This window comes from Thioalkalivibrio halophilus (assembly GCF_001995255.1).
GTDB classification, from domain to species: Bacteria; Pseudomonadota; Gammaproteobacteria; order Ectothiorhodospirales; family Ectothiorhodospiraceae; genus Thioalkalivibrio; species Thioalkalivibrio halophilus.
Genome location: NZ_MUZR01000058.1, coordinates 40,247 through 54,450, shown reverse-complemented (window position 1 = coordinate 54,450; position 14,204 = coordinate 40,247). Strand labels below are relative to the sequence as shown.

General features: G+C 69.3%; 15 protein-coding genes and 1 pseudogene. 12 read left to right on the top strand and 4 right to left on the bottom strand.

Going from position 1 to position 14,204, the window contains the following annotated elements; all coding sequences use genetic code 11:
* The 3 genes and pseudogenes from B1A74_RS12460 to B1A74_RS12450 form a co-directional block, all read right to left on the bottom strand.
* Positions 1-467, bottom strand: a pseudogene (locus B1A74_RS12460) (calcium/sodium antiporter); the annotation flags it as partial.
* Between the two features lie 18 nt (positions 468-485).
* On the bottom strand, positions 486-1,433 hold the full coding sequence (locus B1A74_RS12455; protein ID WP_167769420.1) for an NAD-dependent epimerase/dehydratase family protein: 948 nt from the start codon (positions 1,431-1,433) through the stop codon (positions 486-488).
* A 4-nt stretch (positions 1,434-1,437) separates the two neighbouring features.
* Positions 1,438-2,523 (bottom strand): LLM class flavin-dependent oxidoreductase, encoded by a 1,086-nt coding sequence (locus tag B1A74_RS12450; RefSeq protein WP_077244802.1) that lies wholly within the window; start codon positions 2,521-2,523, stop codon positions 1,438-1,440.
* A gap of 99 nt (positions 2,524-2,622) precedes the next feature.
* Between B1A74_RS12450 and B1A74_RS12445 the strand changes: the two genes are divergently transcribed.
* From B1A74_RS12445 to hisC, 11 genes are all read left to right on the top strand, one after another.
* Positions 2,623-3,249 carry a hypothetical protein gene (locus B1A74_RS12445; RefSeq protein WP_077244801.1) on the top strand — a complete coding sequence of 209 codons (627 nt, stop codon included), beginning with the start codon at positions 2,623-2,625 and terminating at the stop codon, positions 3,247-3,249.
* A gap of 55 nt (positions 3,250-3,304) precedes the next feature.
* Positions 3,305-4,192 carry an ABC transporter ATP-binding protein gene (locus B1A74_RS12440; protein WP_371180231.1) on the top strand — a complete coding sequence of 296 codons (888 nt, stop codon included), beginning with the start codon at positions 3,305-3,307 and terminating at the stop codon, positions 4,190-4,192.
* Positions 4,185-4,967: a lipid asymmetry maintenance ABC transporter permease subunit MlaE gene (gene mlaE / locus B1A74_RS12435; RefSeq protein ID WP_018947401.1), complete on the top strand. Its 783-nt coding sequence runs from the start codon at positions 4,185-4,187 to the stop codon at positions 4,965-4,967. The genes B1A74_RS12440 and mlaE overlap by 8 nt, the downstream gene beginning before the upstream one ends.
* 17 nt (positions 4,968-4,984) lie before the next feature.
* The gene (mlaD, locus tag B1A74_RS12430) at positions 4,985-5,443 is read left to right on the top strand and encodes an outer membrane lipid asymmetry maintenance protein MlaD (RefSeq protein ID WP_018947400.1); all 459 of its coding nucleotides are present in this window, start codon (positions 4,985-4,987) and stop codon (positions 5,441-5,443) included.
* Positions 5,444-5,478: 35 nt separating this feature from the next.
* Entirely contained in the window at positions 5,479-6,171 is a 693-nt protein-coding gene (locus B1A74_RS12425) for an MlaC/ttg2D family ABC transporter substrate-binding protein (protein ID WP_024328193.1), read from the top strand.
* The gene (locus B1A74_RS12420) at positions 6,168-6,500 is read left to right on the top strand and encodes an STAS domain-containing protein (protein ID WP_018947398.1); all 333 of its coding nucleotides are present in this window, start codon (positions 6,168-6,170) and stop codon (positions 6,498-6,500) included. The genes B1A74_RS12425 and B1A74_RS12420 overlap by 4 nt, the downstream gene beginning before the upstream one ends.
* Before the next feature lie 99 nt (positions 6,501-6,599).
* Positions 6,600-7,859 (top strand): UDP-N-acetylglucosamine 1-carboxyvinyltransferase, encoded by a 1,260-nt coding sequence (gene murA / locus B1A74_RS12415; RefSeq protein WP_018947397.1) that lies wholly within the window; start codon positions 6,600-6,602, stop codon positions 7,857-7,859.
* A 1-nt stretch (position 7,860) separates the two neighbouring features.
* Positions 7,861-8,511 carry an ATP phosphoribosyltransferase gene (gene hisG, locus B1A74_RS12410; protein ID WP_018947396.1) on the top strand — a complete coding sequence of 217 codons (651 nt, stop codon included), beginning with the start codon at positions 7,861-7,863 and terminating at the stop codon, positions 8,509-8,511.
* An 11-nt stretch (positions 8,512-8,522) separates the two neighbouring features.
* Positions 8,523-9,590, top strand: a complete 1,068-nt coding sequence (locus B1A74_RS12405) for a 3-deoxy-7-phosphoheptulonate synthase (protein ID WP_018947395.1) — start codon at positions 8,523-8,525, stop codon at positions 9,588-9,590.
* 22 nt (positions 9,591-9,612) lie between these two features.
* A complete protein-coding gene (hisD, locus tag B1A74_RS12400) occupies positions 9,613-10,917 on the top strand; it encodes a histidinol dehydrogenase (protein WP_018947394.1) in 1,305 nt (434 codons plus the stop codon).
* 32 nt (positions 10,918-10,949) lie between these two features.
* A complete protein-coding gene (gene hisC / locus B1A74_RS12395) occupies positions 10,950-12,011 on the top strand; it encodes a histidinol-phosphate transaminase (RefSeq protein WP_244269215.1) in 1,062 nt (353 codons plus the stop codon).
* A 36-nt stretch (positions 12,012-12,047) separates the two neighbouring features.
* Here the strand turns inward: hisC and B1A74_RS12390 are convergent, their stop codons facing one another.
* Entirely contained in the window at positions 12,048-13,169 is a 1,122-nt protein-coding gene (locus B1A74_RS12390; protein WP_077244806.1) for a trypsin-like peptidase domain-containing protein, read from the bottom strand.
* A gap of 125 nt (positions 13,170-13,294) precedes the next feature.
* Here B1A74_RS12390 and B1A74_RS12385 point away from each other — a divergent pair, with 125 nt between their 5' ends.
* Positions 13,295-14,041 (top strand): Nif3-like dinuclear metal center hexameric protein, encoded by a 747-nt coding sequence (locus tag B1A74_RS12385; protein ID WP_018947391.1) that lies wholly within the window; start codon positions 13,295-13,297, stop codon positions 14,039-14,041.
* Positions 14,042-14,204: the final 163 nt, after the last annotated feature.

The window sequence follows — 14,204 nt, the reverse complement described above, 5'->3', positions numbered from 1 at the left end:
GACTCCGGGGGCGTGCCGGGGTGGCGGGCCGCGCGGATCATCCAGACCACGACCGCGATCAGGCCGGCCAGCATGATCACCCCTTCCGCCCGCGCCAGCCGGCCGTCCAGCAGCAGCAACAGCACACCGAGCGTGGCCAGCAGCAACAGTGGCAGTTCGCGTCGTACCAGCCCGTGACCGGCGATGATCGGGGCGATCAGGGCGGCCAGCCCGAGTACCAGTCCCAGGTTGGCGATGTTCGAGCCGATCGCGTTGCCCACCGCCAGCCCCGGTGCTCCCTGCAGGCTGGCCAGCAGCGAGACGATGATCTCCGGGGCCGAAGTGCCGAAGGCGACTACGGTAAGGCCGATCAGCACCGGCGAGACCCCGAGCCCGCGCGCCAGGCCGGCGGCGCCGAACACGAAGCGATCGGCACTGGCGGCGAGCAGCACGAGACCACCGACGACGGCGAGCAGCGGCAGCAGCATGCGCGGTCCGGTCGCCCCCTATCGATTGCCGACCCGCAGGCGCTCGAGGCACTCCGGGGTCGTGACCCGGGGTTGCCAGTCGAGTTCCCGGCGTGCGCGCGTGCAGTCCAGGACCAGCGGGCCGTCGAGCCCGCGCACCCAGCCCGGATCACCGGCCCGTGCGCTCAGGCGCCAGGCCAGCGGGTGCAGTCTGCGAATGAGGCCGGCGGGTACCGGCAGGGTCAGGCGCCGACCGTAACGGGCCATGGCACGCAGCGACCACACCGGTTCGGTGCCCAGGTTGAAGCAGCCCGGGGCGCGGCGGGTGACCGCGGCGGCGATTGCCCGCGCGGCGTCTTCTTCCCACAGGATCTGCACCGGCGCGTCGATCCCGGCCGGGTGAAGGCGGCTGCGGGCGATCCGCTGCAGCAGCGGGTGGGCATGCGGCCCGACTACCGCGGGCGGCCGCAGGACGGTGGAGACCAGATCGGGATAGTCGCGCCCCGTGGCCTCCAGGGCCTGTTCGGTGGCGACCTTGTCCTCGGCGTAGGGGAAGCGCGGGCGCAGCGGCTGGTCCTCGTCCAGGGGGGCGGGCGAGTCCGGCCACGGGCCGTAGACCGCGGCGCTGGAGAGGAACACTACATGGCGCACACCGGCCTGTGCGGCGGTCGCGAAGACCGACCGCGACAGTTCCACGTTCTGTCGGCGCACCCATTCGCGATCGTGGCGGCGGCGCCCGCCGTGGCCGCCCATCAGCTGGAAGGCCAGATGCACCAGGGTATCGGCACCGGTGAGGTCTTCGGGCGTCAGTTGCGCCAAATCCTTCTGGCGCAGGTCGTAGCGGTCCGCCGGCAGGGTCGCGGCCCCGGGGAAGTCCGCCGGTTCGCGATCCAGGGCAATGATCCGCTCCACCTCCGGGGTGTGCAGCAGTTCGGGCAGCAGGACCCGGCCGATGCGACCGGCTGCGCCGGTGACGGCAACGCGCATGCGGTTATCGGGTCGGGGCGGGGCCATCGAGGAATTCCGGCATGACCTCTTCGGCGAAGCAGCGCATGGACTCCTCCGCCAGTTCGCGCGGCACGGCCCCGGCGCCGAAAGCCAGCAGCAGGTGATCCACGCCCGCCTCGCGCAGGGCCTCGATGCGCTCGCGGCATTCCTCGGGGGTGCCGACCAGCGTCATGCCCAGCATGTCGAGGATCTTCAGGTTGATCCCGGCCTTGACCAGGTGGCGGAAGCGGCCCAGCGAGCGGTAGTAGTCGTAGCCCTCGATCAGGCGTTCCAGCACCGGCAGGGTCTGCCGGAACATGTTGCGGTAGAACCATTCGAACGCGGGCTTGGCCTCGCGTCGGGCACGCTTGCCGTCCGGCAGGCACAGCACGCCGAGGGTCATGCCGACCCGGGGCGGGTGCGGGGTGTCGCCGGCGGCATGGGCCCAGCCCTCGCGATACAGGCGGATGTCCTCGCGGATCATCTGCCACGGCTTGAACGGGCCGGCCAGCGCACCGATGCCCTGTTCCGCCGCCCAGGTGAACGACTCGGGACTGACCGCGGCGGTCCACAGCGGCGGGTGCGGGTCCTGCAGCGGTGCCGGCATCACCGGGACGTCGTCGAGGTGGTGGAAGGGCCCGTGCTGGGTGATGCGGCCGGTGGCGAAGGCCTGGCGCAGGGCATCCAGGCCGGCATCCACCCGGGCGCGGCCCTCGCTCATCTCGGCGCCGAATGTGGCATATTCCGGCGGCGAGAAGCCGCGGCCGATGCCCAGCTCCAGGCGGCCGCCGGAAAGCTGGTCGAGCATGCCGACGCGCTGTGCCACTCGTAGCGGGTGGTGATAGGGCAGGGGCACGACCCCCAGGCCCAGGCGCAGGTTCCGGGTGCGCTGGCTGGCTGCGGCGAGCACCAGATCCGGCGCGGTGGAATGCGAGAACTCCGGCATCAGGTGGTGTTCCACCAGCCACGCGGTGTTGAATCCGAGGGTGTCGGCGAGATCCCACAGTGCCAGGGTATCCTCGATCGCGCGGTGTTCGTCGACACCGAGGAATTCGGGGACCGAGATCTCGTGGAAGAGGTCGAAGTGCATCGGGAAACTGTGCCGCGCCACCGGGGTGCTGGCAAGTCGCAACGGGGGAGGGGCATGACGGCAGGAGATCCAACGGACGCGGCAACCGAAGGGAAACGCGTGCAGCTTCAGCCGGCCGCGGTCGCCCGGCCGGGTACGCCGGCCTGGGACGGGTATTTCCCGGCCAGTCTGCCGCTGGACTGGCAACTGGCCTATCTCGGCCATTTTCGCTCGCGGGTGTTCGTGCCCGGGGTGCTAGGGGCCGACGGGGCGCTCTCCGCCCCGTTCGGGGACTGGGACGACGCCGTGCCGCTCAACCTGCGCGTGACCGTCAGCTGGCCCGCGGACGTGCCCGCGGAGGCGGGGACCGCCGCTCTGGCCCGCCTCGCCGCGACCCTCGGCGAGCGTCTCGAGGGGGTCGCGTTCGAGCCGGGGGCGGCCGTCGAGGCGGCGGTTGCCGGGCTGCGGGGCGCGGGCCTGCAACGCCTGCAGGCGACAGGTCCGGGCGAATCCGTGGGGTTGCCCGGGGTGGACGAGGCGATCTGGTACCCGCAGCTCCATGCCGGAGAGGGGCCGGGGTTCTGGCGTCTGCGTCCTGCGGGCGATCCGGATCCCGCCGACTGGCGCGTGCTGGTGGAAGCCGTGGCCGGATGCAGCCCCGCAGGGGCGGTGCCGGTGTTCCTCGAGGCCTCGCCGGGCGTGCTCGACGGTGTGCGCACCATCGCGAAACTGTTGGGGAAACACTGATCAATGTACACGGTGGTTTGACGCACCGTGCGGCCGGGGCCAGACTCCGGCGTCCATGCATGCGCCGCGCCGCGAGGGACGCCGCGTCCGCATCCCGGGAGACTCGAATGTGAGCCAGTCCGCATCCGCCGAAACGCCGCACATCGTGGTGGAGGACCTGCATTTCCGTCGTGGCCGGAAGCCCATCTTCGATGGTCTTTCGCTGGAGGTGCCGCGCGGGCGCGTGACGACCGTGATGGGCCCCAGCGGCAGCGGCAAGACTACGCTGCTGCGGCTGATCGGCGGCCAGCTGCGACCGGATGCGGGACGCATCCTGGTCGATGGCGAGGAGATCGGGCGGCTTTCCACACGCCGGCTGTACGCGGTGCGCAAGCGCATGGGGCTGCTGTTCCAGACCGGGGCCCTGCTGACCGATCTGTCGGTGTTCGAGAATGTGGCCTTCCCGCTGCGCGAGCACACCGAGCTGCCCGAGGATATCCTGCGGACCCTGGTGCTGATGAAGCTGGAGGCGGTCGGTCTGCGCGCGGCGCGCGACATGGACCCGGCCGAGCTGTCCGGCGGCATGGCCCGGCGCGTGGCGCTGGCACGGGCACTGGCGCTGGATCCGGAACTGATCATGTACGACGAGCCGTTCACCGGCCTGGATCCCATCACCATGGGCCAGATCGTGACCCTGATCCGGCGCACCAACCACAGTCTCGGGCTCACCAGCGTGCTGGTGTCGCACGACGTGAATGAGGCCATGAGCATCTCCGATCACGTGGTGCTGATCGCCGAGGGGCGCGCGGTGGATGCCGGGCCGCCGGATGCGCTGCAGGCGCGGGCCTCCGACTGGTCCGCCCAGTTCCTGGAAGGCCGGCCGGATGGTCCGGTGCCGTTCCATTACCCCGGGGCCTCGTATCAGGACGATCTGCTGGACGCGGGAGGGCGCAACCATGATTGACGCGATCGCGTCGGTCGGGCGCTTCAGCCTGGATGCGCTGGCGGTGCTGGGGCGGGCCTCGATGTTCCTGCTGCGGATCTTCGCCGCGCTGGATGCCGTGGTGCGGCGCTTCGGCCTGACCGTGTGGCAGGTCTACTCGGTGGGTGTGCGCTCGGTGCTTATCGTGGTGGTTGCCGGGCTGTTCGTGGGCATGGTGCTGGCGTATCAGGGCTACATCACCCTGGTGGACTTCGGTGCCGCCGAGGCCCTGGGCGGCGTGGTCGCGCTGTCACTGGTGCGCGAGCTGGGCCCGGTGGTGACCGCGCTGTTGTTCGCCGGACGCGCCGGCTCCGCGCTGACCGCCGAACTCGGCCTGATGAAGACCACCGAGCAGCTCTCGGCGATGGAGATGATGGCGGTGAACCCCTACCGCCGGGTGTTTGCGCCGCGCTTCGTCGCCGGGTTCCTCTCCATGCCGCTGCTCGCCGCGATGTTCAGCGCGGTGGGCGTCATGGGCGGTTACATCGTCGGGGTGGGTCTGCTGGGCGTGGACAGCGGTGCGTACTTCTCGCAGATGCAGGCGGTGACCGACTGGAACGAGGACGTCATGTCGGGGGTCATCAAGAGCATCGTGTTCGGCTTCGTGGTCAGCTGGATCGCGGTGTTCCAGGGCATGGATGCCACGCCGACCTCGGAAGGCATCTCGCGCGCGACCACGCAGACCGTGGTGGTCTCCTCGCTGGCGGTACTGGGGCTCGATTTCATCCTGACCGGGCTGATGTTCGGCGGGAACTGAGGAGTGGAGAAGCAACCATGAAGATGCGTTTCGTCGAGCTGGCCGTCGGGGTGTTCGTGCTCCTGGGCGTGGCGGCGCTGTTCTATCTGGCGGTGCAGGTCAGCAACATTACCGATTACCGCGACGGCGACACCTACGAGGTGACCGCCTACTTCTCCAACGTGGGCGGGCTGAAGGTGCGCGCGCCGGTCAACATCTCCGGGGTGCGGGTCGGGCGCGTGGCCGACATCCGCTACGACCCCGAGGCCTTCGAGGCGAAGGTGACTCTGGCCATCCGTTCGGAACACGACTATTTGCCGGCGGACACCCAGGCGAGTATCCATACCGCAGGACTGCTGGGCGAACAGTACGTCGCGCTGGAGCCGGGTGGCGACTACGATACCCTGCAGGACGGTGACCGGATCCTGTTCACCCAGTCGGCCGTGGTCCTCGAGAACCTGATCGGCCGGTTCATGACCAACATGGGGGATGACTGAGTCATCCTGGCCACCCAATACCGAGGGAGTGTGCCATGCGTTTGTTGCCGAATTTCGTTCGTTCCCCGCGTACCGCGCCGGCATGGCTGGCCGCGACGGCCCTGCTGCTGGCGACGCTGGCCCCGGCCGCCCAGGCCGAAAGCCCGGCGCAGATGATGGAGCGCTCGGTGGACGAGGTTTACAAGGTCCTGCGCGAGAATGAAGATCGCGCGCAGGAGGAGCCCGAGTTCGTGATCGAGGTGCTGCGCGAGTACGTGCTGCCGCATGTCGACGTGGACGGGATGGCGCGGCTGGTGCTGGCGCGCCACTGGCGTGATGCGTCCGACGAGCAGCGTGAGCGTTTCACCGAGGCGTTCACGACCACCCTGCTGCAGGTCTACGGGGTGCAGCTGGCGGATCACCTGGACAAGGAGGTGCGCATCATCGAACGGCGCTCGCGCGAGGACGACCGCATGGCGGTGGTGGCCAGCGAGATCGTGATGGGCTCCGGGCAGTCCAATCTGCAGGTCAATTACCGCCTGCGCCCGGTCAACGGCGAATGGAAGGTGTTCGATGTGGAGGCCGAGGGGCTGTCCTTCGTCGGCAATTTCCGCAGCCGCTTCGGGGACGAGATCGCCAACAACGGGCTCGAGGAGCTGATCGCACGCCTGGAGGATGGTGACGAGGAGCTGATCGAGGAGGCGGTGGACGACGTGGCCGAGGAGACCGACGCCGCGGAGGACCGGTGAGCGACGCCCGGATTACCGCCGATGACGCGGGCCTGGTCCTGCGCGGTCATCTGACCTTCGTGACCGTGCCGGGGCTGGAGCGCCAGGTGCGCCCGTTGTGGCAGGGCCTGCCCGAACATGCCCGGGTGGCGCTGGGCGACACCGGGCGCATCGACAGTGCCGGTCTGGCATTTCTGGTGACTCTGTGGCGCCAGGCCCGGCACAGGGGGCATTTCCTGGTGTTCGAGCCGGTGCCCGCACGGCTGGAGCCCCTGCTGGAACTGTACGACCTGCGGGGCGTGATCAGCGAATCCGCGGCGAAGGCGGCGGATCCGCCCGGCTGCCACTGACTGGCCCGGGGCGGGGCGCCGCGCGCCGGCGACGCAGTTTCGTTATCATTGCGGGTTTTGCCGGTCCGCTCCTGGCCCGGCTTGCGAACCGGGCAATACATGGACAAGCTCATCATCACCGGCGGCGAGCCCCTGGACGGTCAGGTCTGGGTCTCCGGCGCCAAGAACGCGGTACTCCCCATCCTGTCGGCGACGCTGCTGGCCGACAGCCCCATGGTGATCGGCAACGTGCCGCACCTGCAGGACGTGACCACCACCATGGAGCTGCTGGGGCGCATGGGCGTGAGCCTCACGGTGAACGAGCGCATGCGCATCGAGGTGGATCCCACCACCCTGACCCAGTGTGTTGCGCCCTACGATCTGGTCAAGACGATGCGTGCGTCCATCCTGGTGCTGGGGCCGCTGCTGGCGCGCTTCGGCGAGGCCGAGGTGTCCCTGCCCGGCGGCTGCGCGATCGGCTCGCGGCCGGTGAATCTGCATCTGCGCGGGCTGGAGGCGCTGGGTGCCGAGATCGACGTCGATGGTGGCTACATCCATGCGCGGGCCGGACGCCTGCAGGGCGCGCGGGTGGTGTTCGACCAGGTCACCGTCACCGGCACCGAGAACCTGCTGATGGCGGCGACCCTGGCCGAGGGGGAGACGCTGATCGAAAATGCCGCCCGCGAGCCCGAGGTGGTGGACCTGGCGGACTGCCTCACCGCGATGGGGGCGAAAATCCGCGGTGCCGGGACCGACACCATCCGGGTCGAAGGCGTGGAACGCCTGCATGGCTGCGATTACGACGTGATGCCCGATCGCATCGAGACCGGGACCTTCCTGGTCGGGGCCGCCATGACCCGTGGGCATGTGCGCACCCGCAACACCCGGCCGTCGCTGCTCGACGCGGTACTGGCCAAGCTGGACGAGGCGGGTGCCCGGGTGGAGACCGGTTCGGACTGGATCGATCTGGACATGCGGGGGCGTCGCCCGCGGGCGGTGAATCTGCGGACTGCGCCGTTTCCCGCGTTCCCGACCGATATGCAGGCGCAGATGATGGCCATGAACACAGTGGCCGAGGGGACCGGTTCGGTGGTGGAGACGGTGTTCGAGAACCGCTTCATGCACGCGCTGGAACTGCAGCGTATGGGCGCCCGGATCACCATCGAGGGGAACACCGCGATCGTCGAGGGCGTGGAGCAGCTGGTCGGTGCGCCGGTGATGGCCACCGACCTGCGCGCCTCGGCCAGCCTGATCCTCGCCGGTCTGGTCGCCGAGGGGGAGACCGCCGTGGAGCGCATCTACCATATCGATCGCGGTTATGAATGCATCGAGGAAAAACTGAGCCAGATCGGCGCAACGATTCGCCGGGAGCCTGCCTGACATGATGGACGCCAATACCCTGACCATTGCCCTGTCCAAGGGGCGCATCCTCGAGGATACCCTGCCGCTGCTGGCACAGGCGGGGATCGAGCCGCTGGAGGATCCGGACAAGACGCGCAAGCTGATCCTCGACACCACGCGCGAGGACGTGAAGATCGTGGTGGTGCGGACCACCGACGTGCCGACCTACGTACAGCACGGTGCCGCCGCGGTGGGAGTGGCGGGAAAGGACGTGCTGATGGAGCACGGGGCCGCCGGGCTGTACGAGCCGCTCGACCTGGGCATCGCGCGCTGCCGCATGATGCTGGCCGGCCACCCGGGGCAGCAGCCGGACCCGGGCACGCGCCTGCGGATCGCGACCAAGTTCGTGAACATCGCGCGTAATTATTTCGCCAGCCAGGGACGCCAGGTGGAGATCGTCAAGCTCTACGGCTCGATGGAGCTGGCGCCGCTGGTGGGTCTGGCCGACTACATCGTGGATCTGGTGGATACCGGCAATACGCTGCGCGCCAACGGCCTGGAGCCGCTGGAGGAGATTGCCCCCATCAGTTCCCGGTTGATCGTGAATCAGGCAGCCATGAAGATGAGACATGGACTGATTCAAAATCTCATTGAGAACCTGCGCGAGGCCGTGACGCCCGCGACGACGTAACCGAGACTGCCATGACCGCCGATACCGACGACCTCAGGATCCGTGACATCCAGGAGGTGTCCGCTCCGGACACCGTGCGCGACGAACTGCCGATCACCGATGCGGCATCCGACACGGTGTACGAGGCCCGCCAGGCCTGCCATCGGATCCTGCATGGCGAGGACGACCGCCTGCAGGTGATCGTGGGCCCCTGCTCGATCCACGACGTGGATGCCGCGCTGGACTATGCCGACCGCCTCAAGCCCCTGCGCGACGAACTCTCCGATGCGCTGAACATCGTGATGCGGGTGTATTTCGAGAAACCGCGTACCACGGTGGGATGGAAGGGCCTGATCAACGATCCGGATCTGGACGGCAGCTTCCACATCAACAAGGGGCTGCGCGTGGCACGCGGGCTGCTGCGCGATCTGGCGGTCAAGGGCATGCCCGCGGCCACCGAGTACCTCGACCTGATCAGCCCGCAGTACATTGCCGACCTGGTCGCCTGGGGCGCGATCGGCGCCCGTACCACCGAGAGCCAGGTGCATCGCGAGCTGGCCTCCGGGCTGTCGTGCCCGGTGGGCTTCAAGAATTCCACCGACGGCAGTCTGCGGGTGGCGATCGACGCGATCCGTTCGGCGTCGCGGCCGCACCACTTCCTGTCGGTCACCAAGGCCGGGCGTTCGGCGATCTTCTCCACCGCCGGTAACGACGATTGCCACATCATCCTGCGCGGTGGCAGGCAGCCCAATTACGATGCCGAAAGCATCGACCAGGCGTGCCGGGAGCTGCAGATGGCCGAGCTGCCCGAACAGGTGATGGTGGACTGCAGCCACGCCAACTCGCGCAAGGACCCGGCGCAGCAGATGGAGGTCGCGCGGGTGCTGGGCGAGCAGATCGCCGGGGGGGATCGCCGGATCATCGGGGTGATGCTGGAAAGCCATCTCCTCGGCGGGCGCCAGGATATCCTCCCGGGGCAGCCGCTGAACTACGGCCAGAGCATCACCGACGCCTGCATGGGCTGGGATGACTCCGAGGCCACCTTGCGCGGGCTGGCGGAAGCCGTGCGCGCGCGCCGCAAGCACAACACCCCGGCCTGACGCCCGGGCACGAGGACACGCCATGCCTTCGATCAAGCGACTCGACACGCGGGACACCGGATTCGCAACCGAACTGGAGCGCCTGCTCGCCTGGGAGTCCGGCGAGGAGGCCGGGGTGCGCGACGCGGTGCGCGAGATCCTCGATGCGGTGAAGGCCGAGGGGGACGCCGCGGTGCTGCGCTATACCGAGCGCTTCGACCGCCTGGAGCGCGACTCGGTCGCCGGGCTGGAAGTCCCGCAGCAACGCCTGCAGGCGGCGCTGGAGGCGATACCCGCGGCGCAGCGCGAGGCGCTGGAGACCGCCGCCGAACGCATCGGCGAATACGCCCGACACCAGTCGATGCAGGACTGGCAGTTCACCGACGCCGACGGCACGGTGCTGGGGCAGCGGGTGACCCCGCTGGACTCGGTGGGGCTGTATGTGCCGGGCGGCAAGGCCGCCTATCCATCCTCGGTGCTGATGAATGCGGTGCCCGCCCGGGTGGCCGGTGTCGGCCAGCTGATCATGGTGGTGCCGGCGCCGGACGGCGAGCTGAACGACCTGGTCCTGGCAGCCGCGGCGGTCGCCGGTGTCGACCGGGTGTTCACCGTGGGCGGTGCCCAGGCGGTAGGGGCGCTGGCCTACGGGACCGCGACCATCCCGGCGGTGGACAAGATCGTCGGCCCCGGCAACATCTTTGTCGCCGCGGCCAAGCGCGAGGTCTTCGGTACCGTCGGGATCGACATGATCGCCGGTCCGTCGGAGATCCTGGTGGTCTGCGACGGCGAGACCGATCCCGAGTGGATCGCGGCCGACCTGTTCTCCCAGGCGGAGCACGACGAGCAGGCCCAGTCGATCCTGGTGTCCTGGGACCATGCCTTTCTCGATCGGGTGAACGAGGCCATGGACCGCCTGCTGGAGGAAATGCCGCGTGCCGACATCATTCGCACGAGTCTGCAGAATCGGGGCGCGTTGATCGCCGCGCGCGACCTCGACGATGCGGTTGCGGTGGCCAATCGGGTCGCCCCCGAACACCTGGAGCTCTCGCTGGCTGACCCGCAGGCGGCGCTGGACGCCGGGCTGCGGCACGCCGGCGCGGTGTTCATGGGCCGTCATACCTCCGAAGCCCTGGGCGACTACTGCGCCGGGCCCAACCACGTTCTGCCGACCTCGCGCACCGCGCGTTTCTCGTCACCGCTGGGGGTCTACGACTTCCAGAAACGCTCCAGCATCATCCAGTGTTCGCCCGAAGGCGCGGCGCGGCTGGGGCGCACCGCTGCGGAACTGGCCCATGGCGAGGGGCTGACCGCGCACGCACGTTCCGCGGAACTGCGGCGGGAATCGTGAGCGCGGGCCGCCACGACCGGCCGGAAGACCTGATGCGCCCGGAGGTTCTGGCGCAGCCGGCCTACGCGGTGGCGGATGCCACGGGGCTGCTCAAGCTGGACGCGATGGAAAATCCGTGGCCCTGGCCGGGCGAGCTGGAGGCCGCCTGGCTGGAAGCCCTGAGCGAGCCCGAGCTCAATCGCTACCCGGATGCCGCGGCGCGCGATCTGGCGGCGCGCGTGCGTGCGGTTGAGGCGGTGCCCGAGGGCGCCGGACTGATGTTCGGCAACGGCTCCGACGAGCTGATCCAGATTCTGATCCAGGCAGTGGCCGGCAGCGGGCGGCCGGTGATTGCGCCCGAGCCCGGATTCGTGATGTACGGCGTGCTGGCGCGCGCGCTGGGTGTGCCCTTCCGCGGCGTGTCCCTGCGGCCCGACTTTGCCCTCGACCTGGATGCCCTGCTGGCGGCGATCCGCGAGGAGCAGCCGGCGATCGTGTTCCTGGCCCATCCCAATAATCCGACCGGTCGTCTGGAAGACCCCGCGACGGTGCAGGCGGTGATCGAAGCCAATCCCGGCATCACCGTGGTGGACGAGGCCTACGCGCCGTTCGCCGGACACAGCTTCATGCCACAGGCCGGGGGTACCGCAGGCCTGCTGGTGATGCGGACGGTGTCAAAGCTCGGCCTGGCGGGTACCCGGCTGGGCTACCTGGCGGCGGAGCCTGCCTGGATCGATGCGCTGGACCGGCTGCGTCTGCCCTACAATATCAACACCCTGACGCAGCGCAGCGTCCGCTTTGCCCTGGATCATCGTGACGTACTGGACGGCCAGGCGCGCGCGATCGTGGCCGAGCGCGAGCGCCTGCTGCAGGCCCTGGAGGCGCTGGCCGGCGTCACCTCGGTGGTGCCGTCGCAGGCCAATTTCGTCCTCTTCCGGGTCGGGGAGGGGCAGGGTGCGGCGGTGTTCGCCGGGCTACGCGAGCGGGGCGTGCTGATCAAGGACGTGGGCCGTGCGCATCCGTTGCTGGCCGACCACCTGCGGGTCACCGTGGGCCGTCCGGAAGACAACGACCGTTTTCTCGAGGCGCTGGAGGCCGCGCTGGCGCGGCGCTGAGGCGGCGCCGCCCCGGGGGCGGGCGCGTGGCCGGCGTCAGATGGGGCGCTGGGCGACCTCCGCGGTCAGATCTTGGCGGTCGTCGGCGCGCTCGATGCGGATGCCCAGCGACTCGCCCGGCGCCGTGCGGGCGATGATGTCGAGGGCATCGCGCGGGGATTCCACCCGGTCACCGTTGAGGTGAGTAATCACGTCCCCGGGCTCGATGCCGGCCTGTGCGGCGGGTCCTTCGCGCAGCACACCGGCGACCAGCACCCCCAGGGCATCGTCGATACCGAACGAGCGGGCGAGGTCCGGGCTCAGGGACTGGACTTCGATCCCCAGCCAGCCGCGCGTTACGTAGCCCTGTTCGATGATCTGGGTCATCACGTCACGGGCCAGATCCGCCGGGATCGCAAAGCCGATCCCGTGGGAGCCGCCGGAGCGGGAAAAGATCGCGGTGTTGATCCCCACCAGCTCGCCGTGCGCATTGATCAGCGCCCCGCCCGAATTGCCGGGATTGATGGCGGCGTCGGTCTGGATGAAATCCTCGAAGGTGTTGATGCCCAGACGGTTGCGGCCGGTGGCCGACACGATGCCCTGGGTCACGGTCTGGCCCACCCCGAACGGATTGCCGATGGCGAGGACCACATCGCCCACCCGCAGATCGCTGGACCGTCCGAGGGGGGCGACCGGCGGCTCCTCGGTCTCCACCCGCAGCACCGCCAGGTCGGTGTCCGGATCGATCCCGATGATCTCCGCGGGCAGCGCCCGATCATCGGGCAGGACCACCGCGATCGCCTCGGCTTCTTCGATCACGTGATGGTTGGTCAGTATGTGCCCCTGCCCGGTCATGATCACGCCCGAGCCCAGGCTGGATTCCTCGCGTTCGCCGGGCGGCGGGACCCGGCGGCCGAAGAATTCCTCCAGCAGCATGCCCGGGTCCGGCTCCACGGTGCGCGAGGCCATGATGTTCACCACGGCCGGGGCCGAGCGTTCCACGGCCGGCGCATAGGAAGCGGGCGCGGCTGTGGCATCCTCGGCCGGCGTTGCCACCCGGTCCACCGTCGTGCCGTCCTCGCCGGTACCGAGCCAGTCCGGGAAGAACACCGCGATCGCCACCGCGATCAGGACGCCGGTCGCCGCAGCTTGCAGGAAGAAGCGAGAAAAATTCACCATATGGGGCAGCTTAAGGAAACACTGGTCCATGTGCACGCCTGCCCGCGCGGATCATGTGATCCTGACACCCCCAGTCCCAACCCCTTGCCCGGGTCGTCGGCCCGGCCGGAACCGGAGTCCCTCCCATGCATCGTGACGAGCTGCTTGCGGGCCTCGACGCCAAACTCGAGCCTGCCCGGTTTACCGATTACTGCCCCAATGGCCTGCAGGTCGAGGGCCGCACCGAGGTGCGCCACGTGGTCAGTGCCGTGACCGCCTCCGCTGCCACCATCGAGGCCGCCGCCGAGCGCGGCGCCGATGTCCTGCTGGTGCATCACGGCTATTTCTGGAAAGGCGAGCCGCAGGTCATCACCGGCATGAAGCAACGCCGGATCCGCCGTCTGCTGGAGAGCGGGATGAACCTCGTCGCCTACCATCTACCCCTGGACGCCCATCCGGAGGTAGGAAACAACGCCTCCCTGGCACGCGACCTGGGGCTGGTGGCCGACGGTACGCTGCGCGACGACGGCGTGGGCCTGGTCGGCGCGCCGGACGAGCCGCTCTCGGCCCCGGGGCTTGCCAGTCGCATCGCTACTGCCCTCGGGCGCGAGCCCCTGCTCGTCACCGCTGGCGAACACCCCGTCCGTCGCGTGGCCTGGTGCAGCGGGGGCGCCCAGTCGTTGCTGCCCCGCGCCGCCGAGCTGGGCGCCGATGCCTACATCAGCGGCGAGATCTCCGAGCAGACCACGCACGAGGCGCGCGAGCTGGGCGTGCACTACCTGGCCGCCGGCCACCACGCGACGGAGCGGGGCGGACCGCGGGCGCTGGGCGAATGGTGCGCGCGGACGTTCGACCTGACCCACGAATTCCTCGATCTCGACAACCCGGCCTGATACCCTGCGCCGCGGGCCGCAGCCGTCTGCTGCCGGCGGGCGCCTCGGATCCTGCGACGCCGCGACGATCCGCGTCGTACTTGACCTTATTAGCGTGTTCGGGAATTCTATTACGATTTTCCTGCCCGCCCGTCGGGTCCGAACAAGAGAGCCACAAGGCTCC

What these genes read in the sequence shown, in the direction of transcription:
- B1A74_RS12390 (WP_077244806.1), bottom strand. Translation starts at nt 13,169, where the DNA reads ATGGTGAATTTTTCTCGCTTCTTCCTGCAAGCTGCGGCGACCGGCGTC.
- B1A74_RS12425 (WP_024328193.1), top strand. Translation starts at nt 5,479, where the DNA reads ATGCGTTTGTTGCCGAATTTCGTTCGTTCCCCGCGTACCGCGCCGGCA.
- B1A74_RS12385 (WP_018947391.1), top strand. Translation starts at nt 13,295, where the DNA reads ATGCATCGTGACGAGCTGCTTGCGGGCCTCGACGCCAAACTCGAGCCT.
- hisG (WP_018947396.1), top strand. Translation starts at nt 7,861, where the DNA reads ATGATGGACGCCAATACCCTGACCATTGCCCTGTCCAAGGGGCGCATC.
- B1A74_RS12405 (WP_018947395.1), top strand. Translation starts at nt 8,523, where the DNA reads ATGACCGCCGATACCGACGACCTCAGGATCCGTGACATCCAGGAGGTG.
- mlaD (WP_018947400.1), top strand. Translation starts at nt 4,985, where the DNA reads ATGAAGATGCGTTTCGTCGAGCTGGCCGTCGGGGTGTTCGTGCTCCTG.
- mlaE (WP_018947401.1), top strand. Translation starts at nt 4,185, where the DNA reads ATGATTGACGCGATCGCGTCGGTCGGGCGCTTCAGCCTGGATGCGCTG.
- hisD (WP_018947394.1), top strand. Translation starts at nt 9,613, where the DNA reads ATGCCTTCGATCAAGCGACTCGACACGCGGGACACCGGATTCGCAACC.
- B1A74_RS12440 (WP_371180231.1), top strand. Translation starts at nt 3,305, where the DNA reads ATGCATGCGCCGCGCCGCGAGGGACGCCGCGTCCGCATCCCGGGAGAC.
- hisC (WP_244269215.1), top strand. Translation starts at nt 10,950, where the DNA reads ATGCGCCCGGAGGTTCTGGCGCAGCCGGCCTACGCGGTGGCGGATGCC.
- B1A74_RS12450 (WP_077244802.1), bottom strand. Translation starts at nt 2,523, where the DNA reads ATGCACTTCGACCTCTTCCACGAGATCTCGGTCCCCGAATTCCTCGGT.
- murA (WP_018947397.1), top strand. Translation starts at nt 6,600, where the DNA reads ATGGACAAGCTCATCATCACCGGCGGCGAGCCCCTGGACGGTCAGGTC.
- B1A74_RS12455 (WP_167769420.1), bottom strand. Translation starts at nt 1,433, where the DNA reads ATGCGCGTTGCCGTCACCGGCGCAGCCGGTCGCATCGGCCGGGTCCTG.